The sequence below is a fragment of the Nitrospiraceae bacterium genome (assembly GCA_019637075.1).
Classification (GTDB): domain Bacteria; phylum Nitrospirota; class Nitrospiria; order Nitrospirales; family Nitrospiraceae; genus JAHBWI01.
This window is the reverse complement of the sequence record JAHBWI010000004.1, coordinates 262113-281305: the sequence shown is the minus strand read 5'-3', so window position 1 is coordinate 281305 and position 19193 is coordinate 262113. Positions and strand designations below refer to the sequence as shown.

Genomic DNA, 19193 nt, shown 5'->3' with positions numbered 1-19193 from the left:
CGTCCCCATACATCACGCCCCTATCTAGAGATTCCTAGGCTGGATCGTGCGAACCAACACCCGCCGGCGCTGCTGCTGATACGCAGGCGCGCTATATCCCGGACTCGTCGCAGGGTCGTGGTCTCCTACGACTGCAGGCGTCGAACTATTCGCGGCGATGGTTCCCTTCTCGTTTGTTCCCTGTTCCGCCTTCGGCTGAATGGCGACGATGCTCAGCTGGGCAAGCTTGATCTTATCGGGCGTCCAGGGGGTGATCGCCCAGGTGTTGTTCGATACGAAATCCCCTTGGGTAAAGCTCGGTTGCCCCGAACTGGTTGAGCCATCCTGATTGTCGACGACACCGTCAGGCAGAGCGGGGTTGGGCGCCGTGGTATTGCAGCCGTCGCACGCGTAGGTGATCTGTAGGTCTTCGACTCCATCCACGATCGGCACCCCGTTACGAACGAGACACGGTCTCGTGCTCCCGCAGGTCGGCACGTTGTTGGAGATCACCTGGTACTGCACGCACTGCAGCAAGTACACAGGGGTACCGGCCGGGAATCGCGCATCGACAAAGTTGCCTGCGCCGAATCCGATCGAGGTTGCGCCCACGCTAGCCACCGTCTTAGACACGGCACCGCCGATTGAAACCGTGGAACCAATCGCAAGCCCTTGGGCTACCATTTGCGTGACGGCCGCGGCAGAGAGAGAAATGGAATTGTAGGGGGCAGGGGCATTCTGCGTACCACCTGCGGCAGCCGACAAAGTCCAGCCGGTGGTGTTCAGCACGGGAACCACCAAAGAAAGACTATCCGGCCCGGTATCTGCGCCCCCGGAATTTTGATCCTGAGGACGAAGGCTGACAGGCTTTGCTATCGAGCCGACAGTCGTCGTGCAACCGGCGATCGATGCCGTTGCAGGGTCGGTCGGACTATAATTGAAACCTGCCAACTTGATGTCTCGACCGATGATCTCCGTTGCGAGTCGCACATTCTGCTGCGTATCCGCAATCTGACTGTTCGCGATATTCGCCCGATTGGTATTGACCACCGTCGTCATCGCGGCGGCGACAATCACCGCCGTCACACCGACAGCCACCATCATCTCGACGACGGTAAATCCCCGTTGCCCGATCAGTCGAGTTTCGGTCCTGCTGGTTGGTCGTTTCATGGGCTACTCCGGTGCGATGACGCTGTTGAAGGTAACCGACTTCGGACGCGAGACACTCGTCTCACTTCGTGCGCCATTCTGCCAGCTGATGCGAATCGTGATCGCAATGCGGTTCATGGTCACAGGATTGGTGGCGGGGTCAGGATCGATCCGCGCCGCCGTGACGATGCCTCGAACGCTACCGAGTGCGGAATTGGCCAGCAAGGTCCGCCATTGAGTGCAGTCTCCCAATGCCATCGCTTGAGTTGACGCACTCTGCGCGCAGGCCACCGAAGTATCGATTCCGTTGTAGTCCAACGCCCGCTGGCGATTGTTCTGAATACGCTCCGCCATATCGGCCGCAAGATTGGTCACACGGGTAATTTCATTCGCATCGACATTCTTGCCGATCGACATCCCTTGCAGACCAGCGAGCCCCAGGAGCCCCACGGACAGAATTCCAGCGGCCACCATCGCCTCCAGGAGACTGAATCCTTCCTGCGATCGACGACACGTTATGGGCAAGCGCTCCAAGGCCTGATACATTGTCGATACTCCTACGGACAGGTGGCTTTCGGACACCAATTCACCTTCCCCGCCGGCGTCACGACCACCGAGTACACCTTGTTCTGATTCGACGTGAGGGTGAGGGTCTGATTCGCCGCAGCCGTCGTCATGCCTTGCGGAGAGAATTGGATTGGGCCGCCGGAAAACGCCACGATCGACCGCGGCAGGACCACGGGGGGAAACACACCTCCGGTTGAGACGCTTACATGGCTCGACACCAGTGACAGACTCACGGTAACGGCCGCATTGCGATGCTTGGCAGCCATCCGCGCCAACGAAAGGTTGTTGGCCAACTCCGTCGTCCCTTGGCTCAGTTCATACCGAGCAGTCCACTGCATATAAGCGGGAACGGATAGCATCGTGACAATGGCAATGATCGCGCACACGATCATGACCTCAACCAGGGTAAATCCACCCCGGTTTCGGACAATACAGAGCCCCTGCGTTTGAGGTTGCACACACATGGCGACAATGATGTGAGCAAGTGCCATGCCGTTGTTACCCTATGTGGCTTCCTTCACAACTCCTTGAAAACACTATTTGCGCCGTCTGTTGCCCGAGTACAATTTCGGCCCATTCCGGTCGAAAGTGGTGACAAATTTCGGCCTAATCTCGGCAGCTTCGGTACCGGAAATACCCTTGGTGGCCATACAAAGAGGCGCGACCGAGCACGATCGCATGCGGGAGGAAGCACAGGATCTACGGAATCGAGTTAAGGAAAATCGTTTACTGGTGAGCCAGCAGGGAGGGCCTATGCCCTCCCTGCAACCACAGCCTCGAGGGACTTAGTAGGCGGCTACAGCTCGAACCTGTTTGTAGGTCGTCAATCCCTGCAGAACTTTGTCGATACCATCCTGAATCAAGGTGTTCATCCCTTCGGATTTGGCCTGGCGCAGAAGTTCGGTGGTACGGGCGCGGGTTTGAATCAGACTTCTCATGGGCCCTGAACCGACCATCAATTCGTGAATGGGGACACGCCCTCGATAGCCAGACTGATTGCAAACTTCACAGCCGCGGCCACGAAACAGAGTGAATTCGCTTGAGTATGCAAGGTTCCGTTCCTCCCAAGCTGCCTCGCCATATCCCTGCGCCAACTCATCGTACTCCGTGCGAGTCGGGTGATAGGCCTCCCGACAGTTCGGACAAATGCGTTTGCAGAGTCGCATGGCCAGCACGCCAAGCATGGCGTCTGAAAAGTTGAATGGATCGCAGCCGAGATCGAGCAGCCGCGCCACGGTCTCCACGGCACTGTTCGTGTGAATGGTACTGAACACCAGGTGTCCGGTCAGCGAAGCCTCGATTGCAATGTCCGCCGTTTCCTTGTCCCGCATTTCCCCGATCATGATCACGTCGGGATCGGCCCGGAGAAACGCCCGCATCGTCGTAGCAAATGTCAGCCCGATTTTCGGATGCACTTGCACCTGACGCAACCCATCCTGGGTGATCTCAATCGGGTCCTCGGCGGTCCAAATTTTTCGCTCATCCGTATTGATTGATGACAAGATCGCGTGGAGCGTGGTCGTCTTCCCCGATCCGGTGGGTCCGGCGCACAGCATGATCCCGTGCGGCTTCTGAGCCAACTCCTCAATCGAGCGCCTGGTGCGAGGATTGAATTCCAAGTTATCCAGCCTCCGGGGTCCGCCGGCGCTGAGCAGCCGCACGACCACATCCTCGTTGTAACCGGCAGTCGGCAGCGTGGCGACCCGCAGCTCGATTTCATTGCCGGTATTGAGCTTGAATCGAATCTTGCCGTCCTGGGGTTTACGCCGTTCGGCAATATCGAGGCTGGCCATGATCTTCACTCGAGACACGATCGCCCGCCGATAGGCGGCCGGGATCGCCATATACGTAAAACAGGCCCCATCCACTCGAAACCGAACCGCCGTTTCCTTTCGATCCGCATAGGGCTCGATGTGGATATCCGAAGCGCCCTGGCGATAAGCCTCAGCGATGATTTGATTGGCGAGTCTGACGATCGCGCTGTCGTTCTCGCTGATCGATCCGATCGTCGCATTCTGCTGCTCCTCCAACTGGGCTTCGCTGACCAGCTCGCCCAGGATCTCGGTGATGGCCGATTCAGAATCGCGCCCGGAGACTGCCGCCACAAACTGCTCAATATCCCTTCGCAGTGCGACCCGATACGCGACCGACTGCTGGGGGAAGGCTCGTCGCACATCTTGCAGTTTATCCAGATGATGCGGATCATCGATCAGCACCTCCACGGCCCCACCCTGCCGGCGTAATGGAATCCAATGGCTCCTGCGGAGGTAGTCGAGGCTGAGCCGTTTCAGTAGATCCCGTTCGATGACTGTCGATTCGTGAAAACTCTCAAAAGGACAGCCATAGTATTCGGCCAGCACGACGCCAAGAGCCGCCTTCGGAACACGGTACCGATCCATGAGCACGATCGCCAAATCCAACCCCTTGCGTCGCGCCTCCGAGATTGCCGATGTGAGCTCTTCCGCTCGGAGCAATCCCCGCGCGACGAGCAACTCGTAAGCTTGTTTTGACGTCTCGACTTTCGATGCACGGAAGGCGGCTTTTGTCGGCCTGGAGTCGGTCCCGGACACCATCACACCTGCACTCATGTCAGCGATCCTTTCCTCAAAATAATTCCCGTTCTGTTCGACGTACGATCTTCATCAGTGCCGTCAACGCCCCCTAGGCTCTGACCTGCCAACTACCCGGCGAGACAAACACCACTGGCATACCGCGCACCAGTCCTTCCCGCAGCTCGTAGTTGTACCAGACCTCCAACTGACCCAATTCACCTCCCGATGCAGACACGTTGCCTTGAGCCATGACACCGCCGAACACGTTCACACGACCCGAATAGGTCACATCACCGGCAGAGTACAGGACACCCTGCAGATGGACACTGGACAGTTGCACCGGCACTCGTGTCCCGAGCGCAGTTTGTCCCTCCGGGGGAGGACTCAAAACCGGCACCGACCTTCCCATTCGCCCGCCTTTCCACCGAACGTGCGCGTTCAAGACAAGAATACCTTCTATGTAGTCTTGTTCGAGGACGAGAGTTCCGAGGTTATTCGCGCTCGGCGGCTGGCCGTCCAGGGTGTCGACGAAGACGAGTCCCAGATGATCTCCCGGCTCCGTGGAAGCAAGTACCTCCGCAGGACGGTGCCCCAGCCCAGGCTGGACGTTGCCGTCTGCATACAACAGTCCATCGCGATCCATCGCATAGTAGCGGCCGTACTGCTTTGCCATTTGCTTCAAGCGATCATACTTCCAGTCATCAACCTTGATCCCCGGTTCCGGCTCCTGATGCACATGCAGATTGGACGGAACGCCCGCGACGTTGCCCGATGGCATCTGCGAGAAGTACCCCTCTCCTCCGATCCACACATCGAGCCACCGATCCTCCCGGTGCACCATCAATTCATAGGCCTGTCCGGTCACTGAAGCGGACATGCTCTTGCCGGGCAGGTCGCCGACTGCACCAAAGTACGCCGAGCCACGCACCAGCATGTCGCCCCAATGGGTTACAGCCAGACCTTTCGCCGATGGGGACGGAGACCCCATCGAAGCAACCTCCAACGGAGCGCGCAGAGCCGGCATCGCATAGGTTCCGAGCTCTACCGACAACGTTCTTTTCACACGCGCTCCTGGCCCCGCCCCCGCCGTCACCTCCACCGTGCAGAGCAAGCCCGGTCGCATCGCCCCATACACGCGGAGTTTGAGAATCTTCGCCAACCCTTTGAGCGAGCGAAACCATCCGGTACGGGGATCGTTTAACATCTGATCGTGTTGCGGATTGACGGCGTCGAACACGACATCCGGTCGACTCGCCGTCCCCGTGAACTGTGACCGCCCTTGGGCATCAAAGTAGGATGGTTCTCCCTGCGCATTCACCACCCGCTTAGCCATAAACCCAGGAGGGATTCCTTCAGGCGGGAGGCTGGGATCGTGAAACCACCCCATCACCGCATCGACAGCCGATTCCGCAGCGTGGTGCGCCGCGCGCTCCTCCTGCAACGCATTCACACCCGCGATTTCCTGCCCCGCCAGCTGCATGGAGGTCATTCCCAGGATCGTGAGCATCAGCAACAGCATGAGTGCAGCCAACAGCGCCATGCCACGTTCACTCTGCCGGTTTGATTTATTCGCTTCGTCTTTTGCTTTCATCGTCATTCCTATATTGTCCGAGTCAGATTCGCAAACCCACATCTCGGGTGAGTAGCGGGCCATTCGCTCCAACCCCCATCGTAATGCGGACATGCGCGGCTACCCGAGGATCGGCTGTCACGGTTCCTTGCCGTGTGAGATAGTCCAAGCGAAATTGCGTGATCCCGCCCAAGAGCGTACTGGCTCCACCATCGACGTCCCGCATCAGTCGAAACGTTCCGCCCTCTTCAACCTTCAGGTAGTAGCGCACTCGATTGAGCAGAAACAGGCCGCTGCCCGCAGGAATCGATGCCGTCACAGGCGCGGCCAATGTGATCTCGTGCTTGCGACCGTCGGCGGCCAATCGATTCTCTCCGCAACGCTCGAATGTGCACAACACAACCGTCTTCCCCTTTCCCCACCCCGTGGCTTCCTCCACAGTGAGGTCGCGCTGTCCGGGCAAGGCATCTGCAGTCATCTGGGTCGTCGATGACGCGAGATTCGCGAGAAACTCGACCTCCTGTCGATCCATTCGAAGAAACGCGACATCCCGTGTCAGAAGCCCGGCGCCCGCCAGGCGAAGTTCCCCGCACAACACATCCAACGCCAGCCGTAACTCCTGCATCGACTCCATCGCAGTCTGTTGTGCCGAGAATCTATGCCCGTAGACGGCAAACGTTCGAATCGCCGAGGACATGACGATCCCCGAAATCAGCACGGCAAACAGCAATTCGATCAGACTGAATCCCGAGTCATCGCTCCCTCGCCATGCTTGCGACCTGCACGATCGACCCCGTACCCGCCCACACTGCTGGTTCATGACGGCACCTGAACTCCGACAAACCGAGGATTGGCTCGCATCGTTCGCAGCCGCACCTCGCGCATATGGTCTCCGGCGGGCTGAAACCACGCGCGCACTTCGACCCACGCGGTGCTCGATGAGGCAGGAGCCGCCGGTCGATTCAGTTCTACAGTCCATTGCAATCGAACGGCGCCCTCCATCAGTTGTCCTGTGAATACGCCGTCACCGGCTGTGGCGTCTCCTAAGAGTCCGTCGTCATGCATCCGTGATTCCAGCGACCCGTTTCGATCCAGGTCATCCAGCAACAGGTGATCCCACGCTCCAAGGCGTTTCGCCTCCAGCCGTGACTCCATCAAGGCCAACGCCCGTGTGGCAAGCAATCCATGCTGCAACCCCCTCTCAGACCACTGACACATTGCCAACAGACCAAGGAGACCAACGGAGAGCACCAATGTGGCAACCATGCTTTCCACGAGGGTGAATCCCGATGAGTTGTGAGACAGTGTTCTCAACCACGTCGTTTGCACGCCGCACCTGCTCATGACACCGTCACCTTTCCTGTCAGACTGACTGTCAGGGTCGGACGCTCTTGCTGCGGCCCAACGAGCACGATCGTCGTAGGCGTGGCGGACCGTCCGCTCGGCTGAAAGACAATCTCCCCCCGAGTCGACATCGATTCAATCGCCGTACCGCGTTGAGCAAAGTAGTACCAGCGCAACGCCGTTCCTCCGCACTCGATGCACTCGGTTCTCAGGCTGGACTGCTCGGCATTGACGATCACGCGCACACGTTCATGGCGCGCCATGGCCAACTGCCGAGCCATTCTCAGTTCCGATGCCAATTCCCGGACCACCGCCCGTCCGTGATGACGCGCCGTCAGCGCGCCCCATCCCGGCACCGCCAAGGCGCACAGGGTCCCGATCAGCCCCAATACCGCACAGACTTCAATCAGACTCCCGCCCCGTTCCTTCATAACGCCTCCCACGTCGAGCGCGTAGAGCGTTTCCAATTTTCATGCCGTCAGGAACTTCTGCGTACTCACGGCATCGGATCGGGAGCATTTCAGCGGGAATCTGGCCAAATCATGGAGAAAATCGGTGTCCCCCCGCGCAAGGGACAGGATGCCGCGACATTCGGGGACATATCGAACAGGCTAGAGATTGAGGTGAGGTGTGCCTCTTCAGATACAACACACCATCGAATCGGATACAGAAGGCGGGGCCAGAATGGTGGAGAAAACCGGCCACCAGAGCCGGTTTATGGGCCTATTGGGGAATCTCGATGAAGGACCAGTACCAGGTGAAGAGCGGTTCATGAAACAAAAGGGCCACTAACGAACCGAATGCGAGAAAGGGACCGAACGGCAGATACTGCTCCCTCCGCATGAGCCCGGTTGCCATGAGCCCCACACCCACGATGGAGCCGGAAAACGCCCCGATCATGATCGCCAGCAAGACGGGCTTCCAACCGAGAAAAGCCCCAACCATCGCCATAAGCTTGATATCGCCTCCGCCCATCCCCTCCTTGCCAAAGACATAGGGGCTGATCCAGGCGAGGAACCACAGGAGGCCTCCCCCAACAAGGACTCCAAGGACTGCGTCGACGAGACCGAGGGGGAGAATGAGCCATGCTGCCAGGAGACCAAGCGCAAGTCCCGGCAGGGTGATCGCGTCTGGGATGATCTGATGTGACAGGTCCGTACCCGTAATGACCAGCAGCGCGGAGAAGAATAGCGAGTAGACCAAGGCCGCCGGGCCGAAACCGAAAAGCCAGAACATCAGCACGAAGCCGAGGGCATTGACGGCTTCAACCAGCGGATATTGCGGAGAGATTCCGATTCCGCACGCACGACAGCGCCCCCGGAGCACCAAGTAGCTGACGACGGGGATATTGTCGTATGGTGCGATTTCGTGCCCGCAGGCAGGGCAGTGCGAACCCGGCCATGCCACCGATTCGCCCCGAGGCATCCGGTAGATACAGACGTTCAGGAAGCTGCCGATGACGGCGCCGAACAGCGCCACGAACACATAGGGCATCATGGTTGACCTAACTCGCCCGCTTCTACCTTCTCCACGGCGCCCTCGCCCTCAGGGATTTATGTAGTTTATCGTACGACGATTCTCCCCGGGAATTATGCAATGAAATTCCGCGGGCCGTGATTTACAATCGACAGGAGACTTGCGTATAATCCGCAGGTCTACCGAGTCAGCCGATTGACCCTTACCCGAAGCGGAGCCTGACGGATATGCCCATGGCGACCACACGCAAACGCCGAGTTCCAACCCCCTCTCCCGAGGTCTTCATCCCGTCGCGCAAGCGACGACCGGAAGCCCTTACGACACGCGAGCAGGAGATTCTTGAACTGATTTGGTCAGGCTTCAAGAACAAGGAAATCGCACAGCGGCTCAGTATCAGCGTCAAGACAGTCGAGGCTCACCGCGCAAACATGATGAAGAAGATTCGTGTCTCCAACACCGCCCAGTTGTTGAAAGCCGCAATCCAGGGGAAAATGTTGCGGTTGCGTTAATCCCCGGCTTCGTTCCGGCCCCGCTGACGAACCGCCTCGTAGAGGACCGCCGCCGCTGCTGCCGATACATTGAGGGAACTGACCTTCCCTAACATCGGAATGCGGACTACCTCGTCGCAGGCATCGCGAACAGCCGGACGCACGCCTTTGCCTTCCCCGCCGAAGACCAGCGCAATCGGTCCGCGCAGATCCAGCGCGGTGTACGGCTTATTCGCCTCGGCATCAAGCCCATAGACCCAAATATCGGCTGCTTTGAGCTGTTCGATCAGACGCGACATATTGACCACACGGGCCACCCGCATATGATCCAGCGCCCCCGCAGACGCCTTCGCCACCACGCTGGTCAAGCCAACTGCGCGGCGCTCAGGGACGAATACCCCCTGGACCCCCGCGGATTCAGACGTGCGAAGGATGGCGCCCAAATTGTGCGGATCTTCCACCCCATCGAGCGCAACGAGAAACGGAACTTGCCCCGGCGCCCGGGCCGCCGCCAGGATTTCCTCGACCTGATCATAGGACTTTGCGGCGACAACGGCGACGACCCCCTGGTGATTCCCGCCGGAAACGAGGCGGTCGAATGCCACCCTGGGCTCGACGTGAATCGGGACACGACGTTCCCTGGCAAGTCTTACAATGTCGCTGAATTGACGGTCGGTGCCGAGGACGAGCAATCGTTGCAGCGGGCGCGCACCGGCCCGCAGCGCTTCACGGACGGCATGCAGACCATAGATGAGATCGTGAGGGCTATCGCTTCCACCGGCTGGTGCCATCAGGGCGATCCTCAATGGTGATTCCACGTCCGGCTAATTCCTTCCGGATTTGATCCGCTAGCGCATAGTTCTTGGCTTTCTTCGCTGCCGCTCTGGCCGCGAGTTGCTCCTCGATAACCTGATCGCTCAGGGCATCCTGGCCGGAATCGACCGACGCGCTCCCCTGGACAGGCACTGTCTTAAACTGCCAAGCCTCAAGCTGGAACAATCCCACCACCGCGCCCAAGGTCCGGAATTCCTGCCGCAAGCTTCGACGCCCCTCGTCTGAAAGCCCGCTCTCGACGGCTTTGTTGCCTTCGCTGCGAAGCTTCTGCAATTCGGCAAGAGCAACCGGAGTATTCAGATCGTCGTTCATGGCCTCGGCAAAGGCGACGCGGCATCGTGCGACCGCTTCCTGTGTGCGTGGATCGCCGCCGGCACGGGGCGAGGGTTCCTTGAGCCGCTCGAACAGATCATAGAATCCGTTGAGCGCATTCTTAGCCTCTCTCAGGCTTTGGTCCGAAAAGTCCAGCGGGCTGCGATAGTGCGTCGAGAGTAGAAACAGTCTAAGAATTTCTCCCGTAATCGGTTCAGACCACTCCGACTTGTCGAAAATCTCACGGATCGTAAAGAAGTTGCCGAGCGACTTCGACATCTTCTCCTGATTGATTTGGACGAATCCGTTGTGCACCCAATACCGTGCGAACTCGCGGCCCGTTGCGCCGCATGATTGTGCGATCTCATTCTCGTGATGAGGGAAGATGAGGTCCATCCCACCGCCGTGGATATCGAACGTGTCCCCGAGATGTCGGAGCGACATCGCGGAGCACTCGATATGCCAGCCAGGGCGTCCGGGTCCCCATGGGCTCGGCCATGCCGGCTCACCAGGCTTGCTGGCCTTCCACAGGGCAAAATCCATCGGATGGCGCTTACGCTCGTCCACTTCGACGCGAGCGCCCGCCTGCAAGTCCTCCAAACGCCGTTTGGAGAGACGCCCATATTCGGAATACTTCTCAACCTGGAAGTACACATCGCCATCGACACGATAGGCCATCTGTTTCTCGATCAGCCGCTCGACGAGCCGAACGATATCCTCGATGTGCTCGGTCGCCCGAGGCTCGAGCGTGGCGCGTCGCACCCCCAGGCGCCCCATGTCCTCGTAATACGCATCGATATACTTGGTCGTGACGGCCTCGCAGGACACCCCTTGCTCATTGGCTCGCCGAATGATTTTGTCGTCCACGTCGGTAAAGTTCTTGGCGAACTCGACCGTCAGTCCGGAAAACTCGAGGTAGCGCCGCAACACATCGAAGACCAAGGCGCTCCGCGCATGCCCCAAGTGGCAGTAGTCATAGACCGTGACGCCGCACACATACATGCGGACCTTGCCCGGATCGATCGGTTCAAACTGTTCCTTTTTCCCCGTCAACGTATTGAAGAGACGCATGACCCTACTTTATTACTCCGTGGATGGCTGTCGTTTTGGCCAGTGGGACCACAGAAAATAGGCCACCCCAATCGCGACCGCGACTCCGATGACAAGATCGACGTGGTGGAAATAAGCACGCAACTGGTTCCACCGCTCACCCATAACAACGCCGATGTACGCGAGCGCGTAACACCACGGGAGCGCCCCGATGAAGGTGAACAACACGAACTTCGTCACGTTCATTCGCGCGATCCCGGCAGGGAGCGAGATGAACGTCCGGACCACGGGCAAGAGGCGGCTCACCAAGACGGCGGCATCGCCGTGCTTTTGAAACCATCGATCCGCCAGATCCAGATCATGATGCGAGACCAGCACATACCGGCCGTATCGCTCGACGAACGGTCGTCCACCCCAGAGCCCCGCATAGTAGGCGACGAGAGAGCCCAGCACATTGCCGAATGCTCCGGCCAAGGTCACGCCGAGCATCGAGAACTCTCCCGTCGACACCAGGTAGCCGGAAAACGGCATGATGATTTCACTTGGAAGCGGAATGCAGGCGCTCTCGATCGCCATCGTGAGGAGAATGCCCGTGTAGCCGAACCGCGAAATCGCCGCAATGACGAACCGCCCCAGTTCCTCCACCAGCCATTCGATGAACGCAGTCATACGAGACGCCTCGCCCGTGAACGTGTCGTCGCGGACTTCGTGGCGCGCGGACGCTTCGACCAGACAGACTCCCACCGCTTGAATTGCGACAACACCTCATAGTGCGTCGTATCCAAATGGATGGGAGTGACCGACACCATCTTACGCTCAACCGCTTCATGGTCCGCGTCGTTTCGACGACTCCATGAGACGCGTGTCCCCGCGATCCAATAGTATTTTCTTCCTCGAGGGTCGACCTTCTCGACAATCGGATTTTCAAATCTGCGGCGGCTCAGGCAGGTGACCTTCACTCCACGGATGGCGCGGGCCGGACAATCTGGCACATTCACGTTGAGGATTGTCTCCGGCGGCAAACCGTCCTGCAAGACCGAGGAAGCCACGCGCGCACCATAGCGGGCGCCGACCTCGAAGCGAAAATCCTCGTCCCCTTCCTGCGAGACGGCGATCGACGGGATGCCCAGGATCGTGCCCTCGAGAGCGCCGGAGACGGTTCCCGAATACATGACGTCATCGCCGAGATTCACGCCTCGGTTGATGCCGGAGACGACCAGCGCGGGTGTTCTAGGCAAAACCTTCGCCAGCGCCAGGTTCACGCAGTCGACCGGCGTCCCATTCACCGCAAACCATCGGGACTCAAGCTTCGTCAGCCGAAGCGGTTTGTGCAACGTCACCGCATGGGCAACGGCCGTGCGTTCACGCTCAGGCGCCACCACCCACACCTCGCCGAGCGACTGCAATGCAGCGGCCATGGCCCGAACACCCGGCGAGGCGATTCCGTCGTCATTCGTCAAAAGTATGGTTAGGCGGGCCACAGTGTTCCTTTGGTTGCATGAATCTGGTCGGGACGAAGCGGCGGCGGGAGGCGGGGTGGACCTAAACCGTAAGCGGCATCTGGAATATTCACATCCGGACAGTATGAAATTCCGACCGGGTTCGTGTGGATGGTCGGGGCGGCGGGATTTGAACCCACGACCACTCGCACCCCAAGCGAGTGCGCTACCAGGCTGCGCTACGCCCCGACACACACGACCCTGTTCCGGAAAGAGTGGTTCGAACGCAGCCGCCCGAATCACCGGAGGGATTATGCCGAATAAGAATCAATCATTCGAATGATGGCTTGAAGATCACCCCGCACCCGCTGCGCCAGATCTTTTCTGGTCCCCTGCTTGGTCGTTGCCCGCCCACGACGGGCCCAGTACCGCTTGACGCCGGCCAAAGTATGCCCTTCCTCGTACAGCATGCGCTTGATCTCCAGCACCGTTTCCACATCTTTCTGCACATAGAGCCGCTGATTACCTCGGCTCTTCTTCGGCTTCAGGAATGCGAACTCGGATTCCCAAAACCGCAACACGTAGGCCGGCAACTTCGTAATTGCGCCGACCTCACCGATTTTATAAAAAACTTTGCTTCCCAGTCTGGGTTCATTGCCCATGACCGGTCCTCATACCGTGATCGCCTGTTGCACAATGATGCTTAGGAGTTGACGTATTTTTTAAAAACCTGACTGGGCCGAAAGGTCACCACACGACGGGGAGTGATGCCGATTTCCTCGCCGGTCCTCGGATTGCGCCCCTTGCGCGCCCCCTTACTGCGGACCACGAAATTCCCAAACCCCGCGATTTTGACAGAATCGCCTTTTTGCAGAACGCCCTTCAGAAGGTTGAGCACCAATTCGACGATGTCCGATGCTTCATTTTTCGAGACACCAACCTGCTTAAAAATCTCGTTCGCAATATCGGCCTTTCTCATGCCTTTCCCCCCGCCATGCACTCGAATCGTTCCTTAGGAAGTCTTTCTTGGCGCCGATCGTCCCAGAAGAAGAATTTTCCCATAAGTTACGTGAGGTTACCAACTCTGTCAAGGATTATATGCGGCTTGAAGGGATAGATTGGCTTACCGATCCTTTAAGAGAAGCTTGTATTCAATACTGTCGGCTAAGGCCTGCCAGCTGGCCTCCATGATATTTTCAGAGACCCCCACCGTGCCCCACTTGTCCTTGTGGTCGCCTGATTCAATCAACACCCTGACGCGGGATTCGGTGCCCTTGCTCGCAGACAATACCCGGACTTTGTAGTCCAATAATCTTACTTCGCGAAGTTGGGGATAGAATTTCTCCAACGCCTTGCGCAATGCATGGTCCAGCGCGTTCACCGGGCCTGCACCAACCGCTGCCGTGTGCTCCACGACTTCACCCACCTTGACCATAACGGTCGCCTCGGAGAGCGGAGCCCCGTCGTCCTGTTTCTTCTCGACAATGACTCGGAATCCGAGCAGTTGGAAGGAGGGTCTGTGGGTGCCCATCGCTTTTCTCATCAGCAATTCGAACGACCCCTCGGCGCCTTCGAACTGGTAGCCCTGGCTCTCTCGCTCCTTGAGCGTGTCGACCAGTTCCTGCACCTTGGCGTGATTTTTCTTCAGGGAGATCCCGTAGGCTTCGACCTTCTCAAGCAATCCGCTGCGCCCGGCATAGTCGGACACCAGCATGCGCTGACGATTGCCCACCTCGGCGGGGATGACGTGTTCGTAGGTGGCGGGATTCTTCAGCACCGCATGGATATGGACCCCGCCCTTGTGGGCAAACGCCGAGTCGCCCACGTACGGCTGGTGTTTGTCCGGCATGAGATTGGCGATTTCCGTGACAAAGCCCGACACTTCTTTCAGATGCGCCAACTTCTTGCCGAGCGCCTGGCGCTTCATCTTGAGCTGGAGGTTCGGAATGATGGAACACAGGTTCGCATTCCCGCATCGCTCGCCGATACCATTGATCGTCCCCTGGACCTGCACGATGCCGGTATCGATCGCCACAAGAGAATTGGCGACCGCCATTTCGCAGTCGTTATGGGCGTGAATCCCCAAGGGCACCGCGCACTCGCGACGGACCGTCTCGCAGATCTCGCGAATTTCCCAGGGCATGGAACCGCCGTTGGTGTCGCAAAGAATCACCCGCTCTGCGCCGGCCTCCACCGCCATTTTGAGAGTAGCCAGGGCATAGTCCGGATTAGTCTTGTAGCCGTCGAAGAAGTGCTCGGCGTCGTAAAACACTTGCCGCCCTTTCTCGCGCAAATAGCGAACGGAATCCCCGATCAACTCGAGATTTTTCGCCAGCGAGATACCGAGCGCGTCCGTCACATGGAGCGACCAACTTTTCCCGAACAGCGTGATCGTATGGGTCTCGGCCGCCAGCAGCGATTGGAGATTCGCATCTTTTTGAACCGGGTTGCTGGCCTTTCGGGTCGAGCCGAACGCCACCACCGTCGCATGTTGCAACGGGATGGTTTTGATCATGCGGAAGAACTCAATGTCTTTGGGATTCGCCCCAGGCCAGCCGCCCTCGATGTATTGGACGCCCAGTTCGTCGAGCTTTTGCGCGACCCGCACCTTGTCCTCGGCCGAGAAACTCACGTCCTCCGCCTGCGCGCCGTCGCGAAGCGTGGTGTCGTAGATCTCCAACCCTGCAAGCTTGGCTGGCGTCGCGGCCGGAATCGAGGCGGGGCCGTCGGGCCTCCGAATAGGTGTCTGTTGGCGTTTCATAGGCATGAGCGTAGCAAGGATCGTAAGCGCCTGTCGAGTCCAGTCCGAGCCGACCGGTCCCGACGACGCGGCGATTACCCAAGGGAAGGAGCGGACACCCGATCCAACCCGAAGGCTGTATGGAGCGCGCGCATGGCCAACTCTAGGTATTTCTCTTCGATGACGCAGGAGATCTTGATCTCCGAGGTGCTGATCATCATGATGTTCACGCCCTCTCGCGACAAGACCTCGAACATCTTCGCTGCGACACCGGAATGGGACCGCATGCCCACGCCGATCAAGGACACTTTGGCAATGGATTCAGTGACCGTCACCGACCGGGCATCCACTTCCTTAGCCAAGCGTTGGATCAGATCGACCGCCTTCCGTAAATCGGGCTTCGGCACCGTGAAGGAGATGTCCGTCATCGCCGCTTGGCTCACGTTTTGAATGATCATGTCCACGACGATGTTGGCTTCCGCGATGGCGCCGAAAATCTTCGCGGCGATGCCGGGGCGATCAGGAACTCCGACAATCGTCACTTTGGCCTGATGGCGGTCACCGGTTACTCCGGATACCAGCACCCCTTCCATATCCGCGTCTTCACGTGTCACGAGCGTCCCCTTTCCTTCCTTAAAACTGGAGTTGACCTCAACGGGAACGGCGTACTTCGCGGCAAATTCCACCGAGCGGCTCTGTAAGACCTTCGCTCCGAGACTCGCCATCTCCAGCATCTCTTCGTAGGAAATCCTGTCGATCCGCTTCGCCGCCGGCACAATGTTGGGGTCCGCCGTGTACACGCCGTCGACGTCCGTATAGATAATGCAGCGATCAGCCTTCAGTGCGGCCGCGAGCGCCACGGCGGTGAGGTCCGACCCTCCCCGGCCGAGCGTCGTCACATCGGACCGGGCGTTGATGCCCTGGAAACCCGCGACGACCGGGACGACCCGCTCGACGATGGCCTCACGGATACGTTCGGCGGTCACCCGCGATATACGAGCCTTGGTATGGGCGCTGTCCGTATGGATGCCGACTTGGCGTCCGGTAAACGAGCGGGCGTTGATACCCCGGCCTCGCAGATCCATCGCCAGCAGGGAGATGGTGACCCGTTCCCCGGTCGACAACAACATGTCAAGTTCCCGCTCGTCCGGCGTCGACGTCACTTCATGAGCCAGTTTCAGCAGGCGATCGGTCTCACCGCTCATGGCCGACAACACTACGACGACCTGATGGCCTGCTTTATAAGCCTGCTCGACCCGGTCGGCCACACGGTGGATGCGCTCAATGCTGCCGACGGACGTGCCGCCGTACTTGTGAACGATTAAGGCCATACGTCTTACACTCCGCGGGCAATCAGCCGGGCAAGCAGTTTCGACGCATCGCGCGGAACGGCATCGCCGGCCGTGAGGTCCTGTTCGTTGAAACGACGCGCTCCGCCCGATTTGGCAGGCGCGGCACTGTCGTTCAACGCATAGAGAATCGGTGGCATCGCCTGCCCCTCGCGGGCCAAGCCTGGATCGCAGACCATCAAGAAACGATGCGCGGGAAAGGATGCGAGCGCGGACAGGAACGGTCCCACGACCTTGGCGTCGAATTCTTCGATCGCCCGCACCTTGTCCTTAGGGTCCGTCGCATGAAGCACGTCATCCGAAAATCCGATGTGGCAATACACGAAATCCTTCTTGGCCAATTCTTTCAGCGCGAGTTGGGCCCGAGTCCCGAATTCTCCGGACTCATGGTCGTGCTCGAGCGGCACCTCGACGGCATCCAGCCCGGCGCACAACCCCACGCCGCGATGGACATCGCTCGACGAGACGACCGCGCCGCTCAATTGATGCCGTTCCGGCAGCGGAGGCCAGGACGGAGCCCGCCCCTGGCCCCAGAGCCACACACAATTGGCCGGCTTGGCGCCTTCAGCCTGGCGCTCATCGTTGACCGGATGGTCGCGCAGAATCAGCAGCGACGCGTCCATGATCTTACGCAGCGTGTCCGCTCCGTCACCGGACGGAAGCCCGTCACCGATGGCTTTCCCCACCAGCCGCTGCGGATCAGTACAAGCGGCACGCGCTTTTCCTCCGACCCACACCATCAGATGCCGGTGACCAGACCCCGGATAAAACTGAATCGATTCGGACCCGAGCTGCTCATTGATCGCATCGATCAACTCACGCGCCTGCTCACTGTCGATCAAGCCGGCCGTCGCATCCTCGAGAATAGTCTGCGGAGTCAGTTTCCTGACATCCCCGTACCCACCCTTCTTTCCACCGACGGATTCCCCGCGCACCGTGACCATCGTGCAGCGAAACACCACGTCGTGCTCGCCAACCGTCACGCCGAGGCTGGCGGCTTCGAGCGGTCCGGGGCCCGGGTAAAATTTGCGCGGATCATACCCCAACATCGCCACGGCCGTGACATCACTGCCGGCATGCCCTGCATCGGGCGGCAACGCAAGCAGCCCCACTTCTCCTCCCAGCGCCATACGGTCTAGGTGAGGCGTCACAGCGGCCTGAAGCGGTGTCTTCCCGCCCAGTTCCGGACATGGAAAATCAGCCATGCCATCGGCGTGGAGGATCAAGTATTTCATGCCAGTGTCCTGAAATAATCAGACATGAAGCAGGCGGGCCACATCATCACGAGTGGCTTTAACGGTTTTGGGCGGACGCGAAATACTGATCGCCGTATCGGCATCTTTCAAGCCATGGCCGGTCAAAGTACAGACCACCGTGCCGCCTTCTTTCAACTGCCCGGCTCGGCTCATCTTGATGACACCGGCAACGGAGGCCGCAGAGGCCGGTTCGCAAAAAACCCCTTCTTCGCCCGCGACCAGCGCATAGGCATGAAGAATTTCTTCGTCGGTCACCATGTCGATACGCCCGTCGGATTCCTCCACGGCCGTAAGAGCCGATTGCCAGCTGGCCGGATTGCCGATCCTGATGGCGGTGGCGATCGTCTGCGGTTCTGCCACGACATGGCCCAGCACGATCGGCGCGGCTCCGGCGGCCTGGAATCCCATCATTTGCGGGAGCCGAGTGATTTGGTTGGCCGACCGATACTCCCGATATCCCTTCCAATAGGCGGTGATATTACCCGCATTGCCCACGGGAAGTACATGGACCGTCGGGGCATCCCCGAGATCGTCGCAAATTTCCATCGCCGCCGTCTTTTGTCCCTCGATCCGGAAGGGATTCAAGGAGTTCACCAGTTCGACCGGATACGACGCAGCGAGTTCCTTGACGATCGTCAGGGCCTGATCGAAATTGCCCTCGACCTGAATGACCGTGGCCTGATGCATCATTGCCTGGGACAGCTTCCCCAAGGCGATCTTTCCCGCAGGAATGAGCACATACACAGCCAAGCCGGCGCGGGCTCCGTAGGCCGCGGCAGAGGCGGAGGTGTTGCCGGTCGATGCGCAAATGACCGCGCGAGCGCCACCCTCCAGCGCCTTGGAGATGGCCATCGTCATCCCACGATCCTTGAACGACCCCGTCGGATTGACCCCCTCGTACTTCAAATAGAGATCCACGCCCGGCGCAATCTTCTTCGCGAGGCGAGCGGCACGAATCAACGGGGTATTTCCCTCGCCGAGACTGACTATCGGGGTCTGGGTTGTGACCGGAAGAAACTTCCGGTACTCTTCGATGACACCGCGCCAACGATTCATCGGCTCTTCATCCTCTCCCAATTTCGGCGATA

General features: G+C 59.1%; 20 protein-coding genes and 1 tRNA gene. 1 reads left to right on the top strand and 20 read right to left on the bottom strand.

The window, feature by feature from the left end; all coding sequences use genetic code 11:
* Positions 1-24: 24 nt before the first annotated feature.
* The 9 genes from KF814_12565 to KF814_12525 all read right to left on the bottom strand — a co-directional run bounded on the left by KF814_12565 (position 25) and on the right by KF814_12525 (position 8658).
* Complete coding sequence (locus KF814_12565; GenBank protein MBX3236979.1) at positions 25-1149, bottom strand: PilW family protein; 1125 nt, start codon at positions 1147-1149, stop codon at positions 25-27.
* A 3-nt stretch (positions 1150-1152) separates the two neighbouring features.
* Entirely contained in the window at positions 1153-1674 is a 522-nt protein-coding gene (pilV, locus tag KF814_12560; protein MBX3236978.1) for a type IV pilus modification protein PilV, read from the bottom strand.
* An 11-nt stretch (positions 1675-1685) separates the two neighbouring features.
* Positions 1686-2186: a prepilin-type N-terminal cleavage/methylation domain-containing protein gene (locus tag KF814_12555; protein MBX3236977.1), complete on the bottom strand. Its 501-nt coding sequence runs from the start codon at positions 2184-2186 to the stop codon at positions 1686-1688.
* A gap of 294 nt (positions 2187-2480) precedes the next feature.
* Positions 2481-4094 carry a type II/IV secretion system protein gene (locus KF814_12550; GenBank protein MBX3236976.1) on the bottom strand — a complete coding sequence of 538 codons (1614 nt, stop codon included), beginning with the start codon at positions 4092-4094 and terminating at the stop codon, positions 2481-2483.
* Between the two features lie 262 nt (positions 4095-4356).
* Positions 4357-5838 (bottom strand): hypothetical protein, encoded by a 1482-nt coding sequence (locus tag KF814_12545; GenBank protein MBX3236975.1) that lies wholly within the window; start codon positions 5836-5838, stop codon positions 4357-4359.
* 22 nt (positions 5839-5860) lie between these two features.
* Complete coding sequence (locus KF814_12540) at positions 5861-6637, bottom strand: prepilin-type N-terminal cleavage/methylation domain-containing protein (protein ID MBX3236974.1); 777 nt, start codon at positions 6635-6637, stop codon at positions 5861-5863.
* A complete protein-coding gene (locus tag KF814_12535) occupies positions 6634-7092 on the bottom strand; it encodes a hypothetical protein (protein MBX3236973.1) in 459 nt (152 codons plus the stop codon). Before KF814_12535 ends, KF814_12540 begins: the two co-directional genes overlap by 4 nt.
* A gap of 65 nt (positions 7093-7157) precedes the next feature.
* Positions 7158-7592, bottom strand: coding sequence for a GspH/FimT family pseudopilin (locus KF814_12530; GenBank protein MBX3236972.1), 435 nt, complete (start codon positions 7590-7592; stop codon positions 7158-7160).
* A gap of 292 nt (positions 7593-7884) precedes the next feature.
* Positions 7885-8658, bottom strand: a complete 774-nt coding sequence (locus KF814_12525; protein MBX3236971.1) for a prepilin peptidase — start codon at positions 8656-8658, stop codon at positions 7885-7887.
* Positions 8659-8870: 212 nt separating this feature from the next.
* On the opposite strand from KF814_12525, the gene KF814_12520 reads away from it, so the two are divergent.
* The gene (locus KF814_12520; GenBank protein ID MBX3236970.1) at positions 8871-9146 is read left to right on the top strand and encodes a response regulator transcription factor; all 276 of its coding nucleotides are present in this window, start codon (positions 8871-8873) and stop codon (positions 9144-9146) included.
* Here the strand turns inward: KF814_12520 and rlmB are convergent.
* The 11 genes from rlmB to KF814_12465 all read right to left on the bottom strand — a co-directional run bounded on the left by rlmB (position 9143) and on the right by KF814_12465 (position 19161).
* The gene (gene rlmB, locus KF814_12515) at positions 9143-9916 is read right to left on the bottom strand and encodes a 23S rRNA (guanosine(2251)-2'-O)-methyltransferase RlmB (GenBank protein ID MBX3236969.1); all 774 of its coding nucleotides are present in this window, start codon (positions 9914-9916) and stop codon (positions 9143-9145) included. The two genes, KF814_12520 and rlmB, sit on opposite strands and share 4 nt — an antisense overlap.
* On the bottom strand, positions 9891-11342 hold the full coding sequence (gene cysS / locus KF814_12510; protein MBX3236968.1) for a cysteine--tRNA ligase: 1452 nt from the start codon (positions 11340-11342) through the stop codon (positions 9891-9893). The genes rlmB and cysS overlap by 26 nt, the downstream gene beginning before the upstream one ends.
* Positions 11343-11354: 12 nt before the next feature.
* Positions 11355-11990, bottom strand: a complete 636-nt coding sequence (locus tag KF814_12505; protein ID MBX3236967.1) for a DedA family protein — start codon at positions 11988-11990, stop codon at positions 11355-11357.
* Positions 11987-12802, bottom strand: a complete 816-nt coding sequence (gene surE, locus KF814_12500; protein ID MBX3236966.1) for a 5'/3'-nucleotidase SurE — start codon at positions 12800-12802, stop codon at positions 11987-11989. Before surE ends, KF814_12505 begins: the two co-directional genes overlap by 4 nt.
* Before the next feature lie 130 nt (positions 12803-12932).
* Positions 12933-13009 (bottom strand) — tRNA-Pro (locus KF814_12495).
* Between the two features lie 62 nt (positions 13010-13071).
* Positions 13072-13422, bottom strand: coding sequence for a MerR family transcriptional regulator (locus KF814_12490; GenBank protein ID MBX3236965.1), 351 nt, complete (start codon positions 13420-13422; stop codon positions 13072-13074).
* Positions 13423-13463: 41 nt separating this feature from the next.
* Positions 13464-13739 carry an integration host factor subunit alpha gene (locus KF814_12485; protein ID MBX3236964.1) on the bottom strand — a complete coding sequence of 92 codons (276 nt, stop codon included), beginning with the start codon at positions 13737-13739 and terminating at the stop codon, positions 13464-13466.
* A gap of 144 nt (positions 13740-13883) precedes the next feature.
* Complete coding sequence (gene cimA / locus KF814_12480) at positions 13884-15473, bottom strand: citramalate synthase (protein ID MBX3236963.1); 1590 nt, start codon at positions 15471-15473, stop codon at positions 13884-13886.
* A gap of 122 nt (positions 15474-15595) precedes the next feature.
* A complete protein-coding gene (locus KF814_12475; protein ID MBX3236962.1) occupies positions 15596-16831 on the bottom strand; it encodes an aspartate kinase in 1236 nt (411 codons plus the stop codon).
* Between the two features lie 5 nt (positions 16832-16836).
* A complete protein-coding gene (apgM, locus tag KF814_12470) occupies positions 16837-18084 on the bottom strand; it encodes a 2,3-bisphosphoglycerate-independent phosphoglycerate mutase (GenBank protein ID MBX3236961.1) in 1248 nt (415 codons plus the stop codon).
* 18 nt (positions 18085-18102) lie between these two features.
* Positions 18103-19161, bottom strand: a complete 1059-nt coding sequence (locus KF814_12465; protein MBX3236960.1) for a threonine synthase — start codon at positions 19159-19161, stop codon at positions 18103-18105.
* Between the last annotated feature and the right edge of the window lie 32 nt (positions 19162-19193).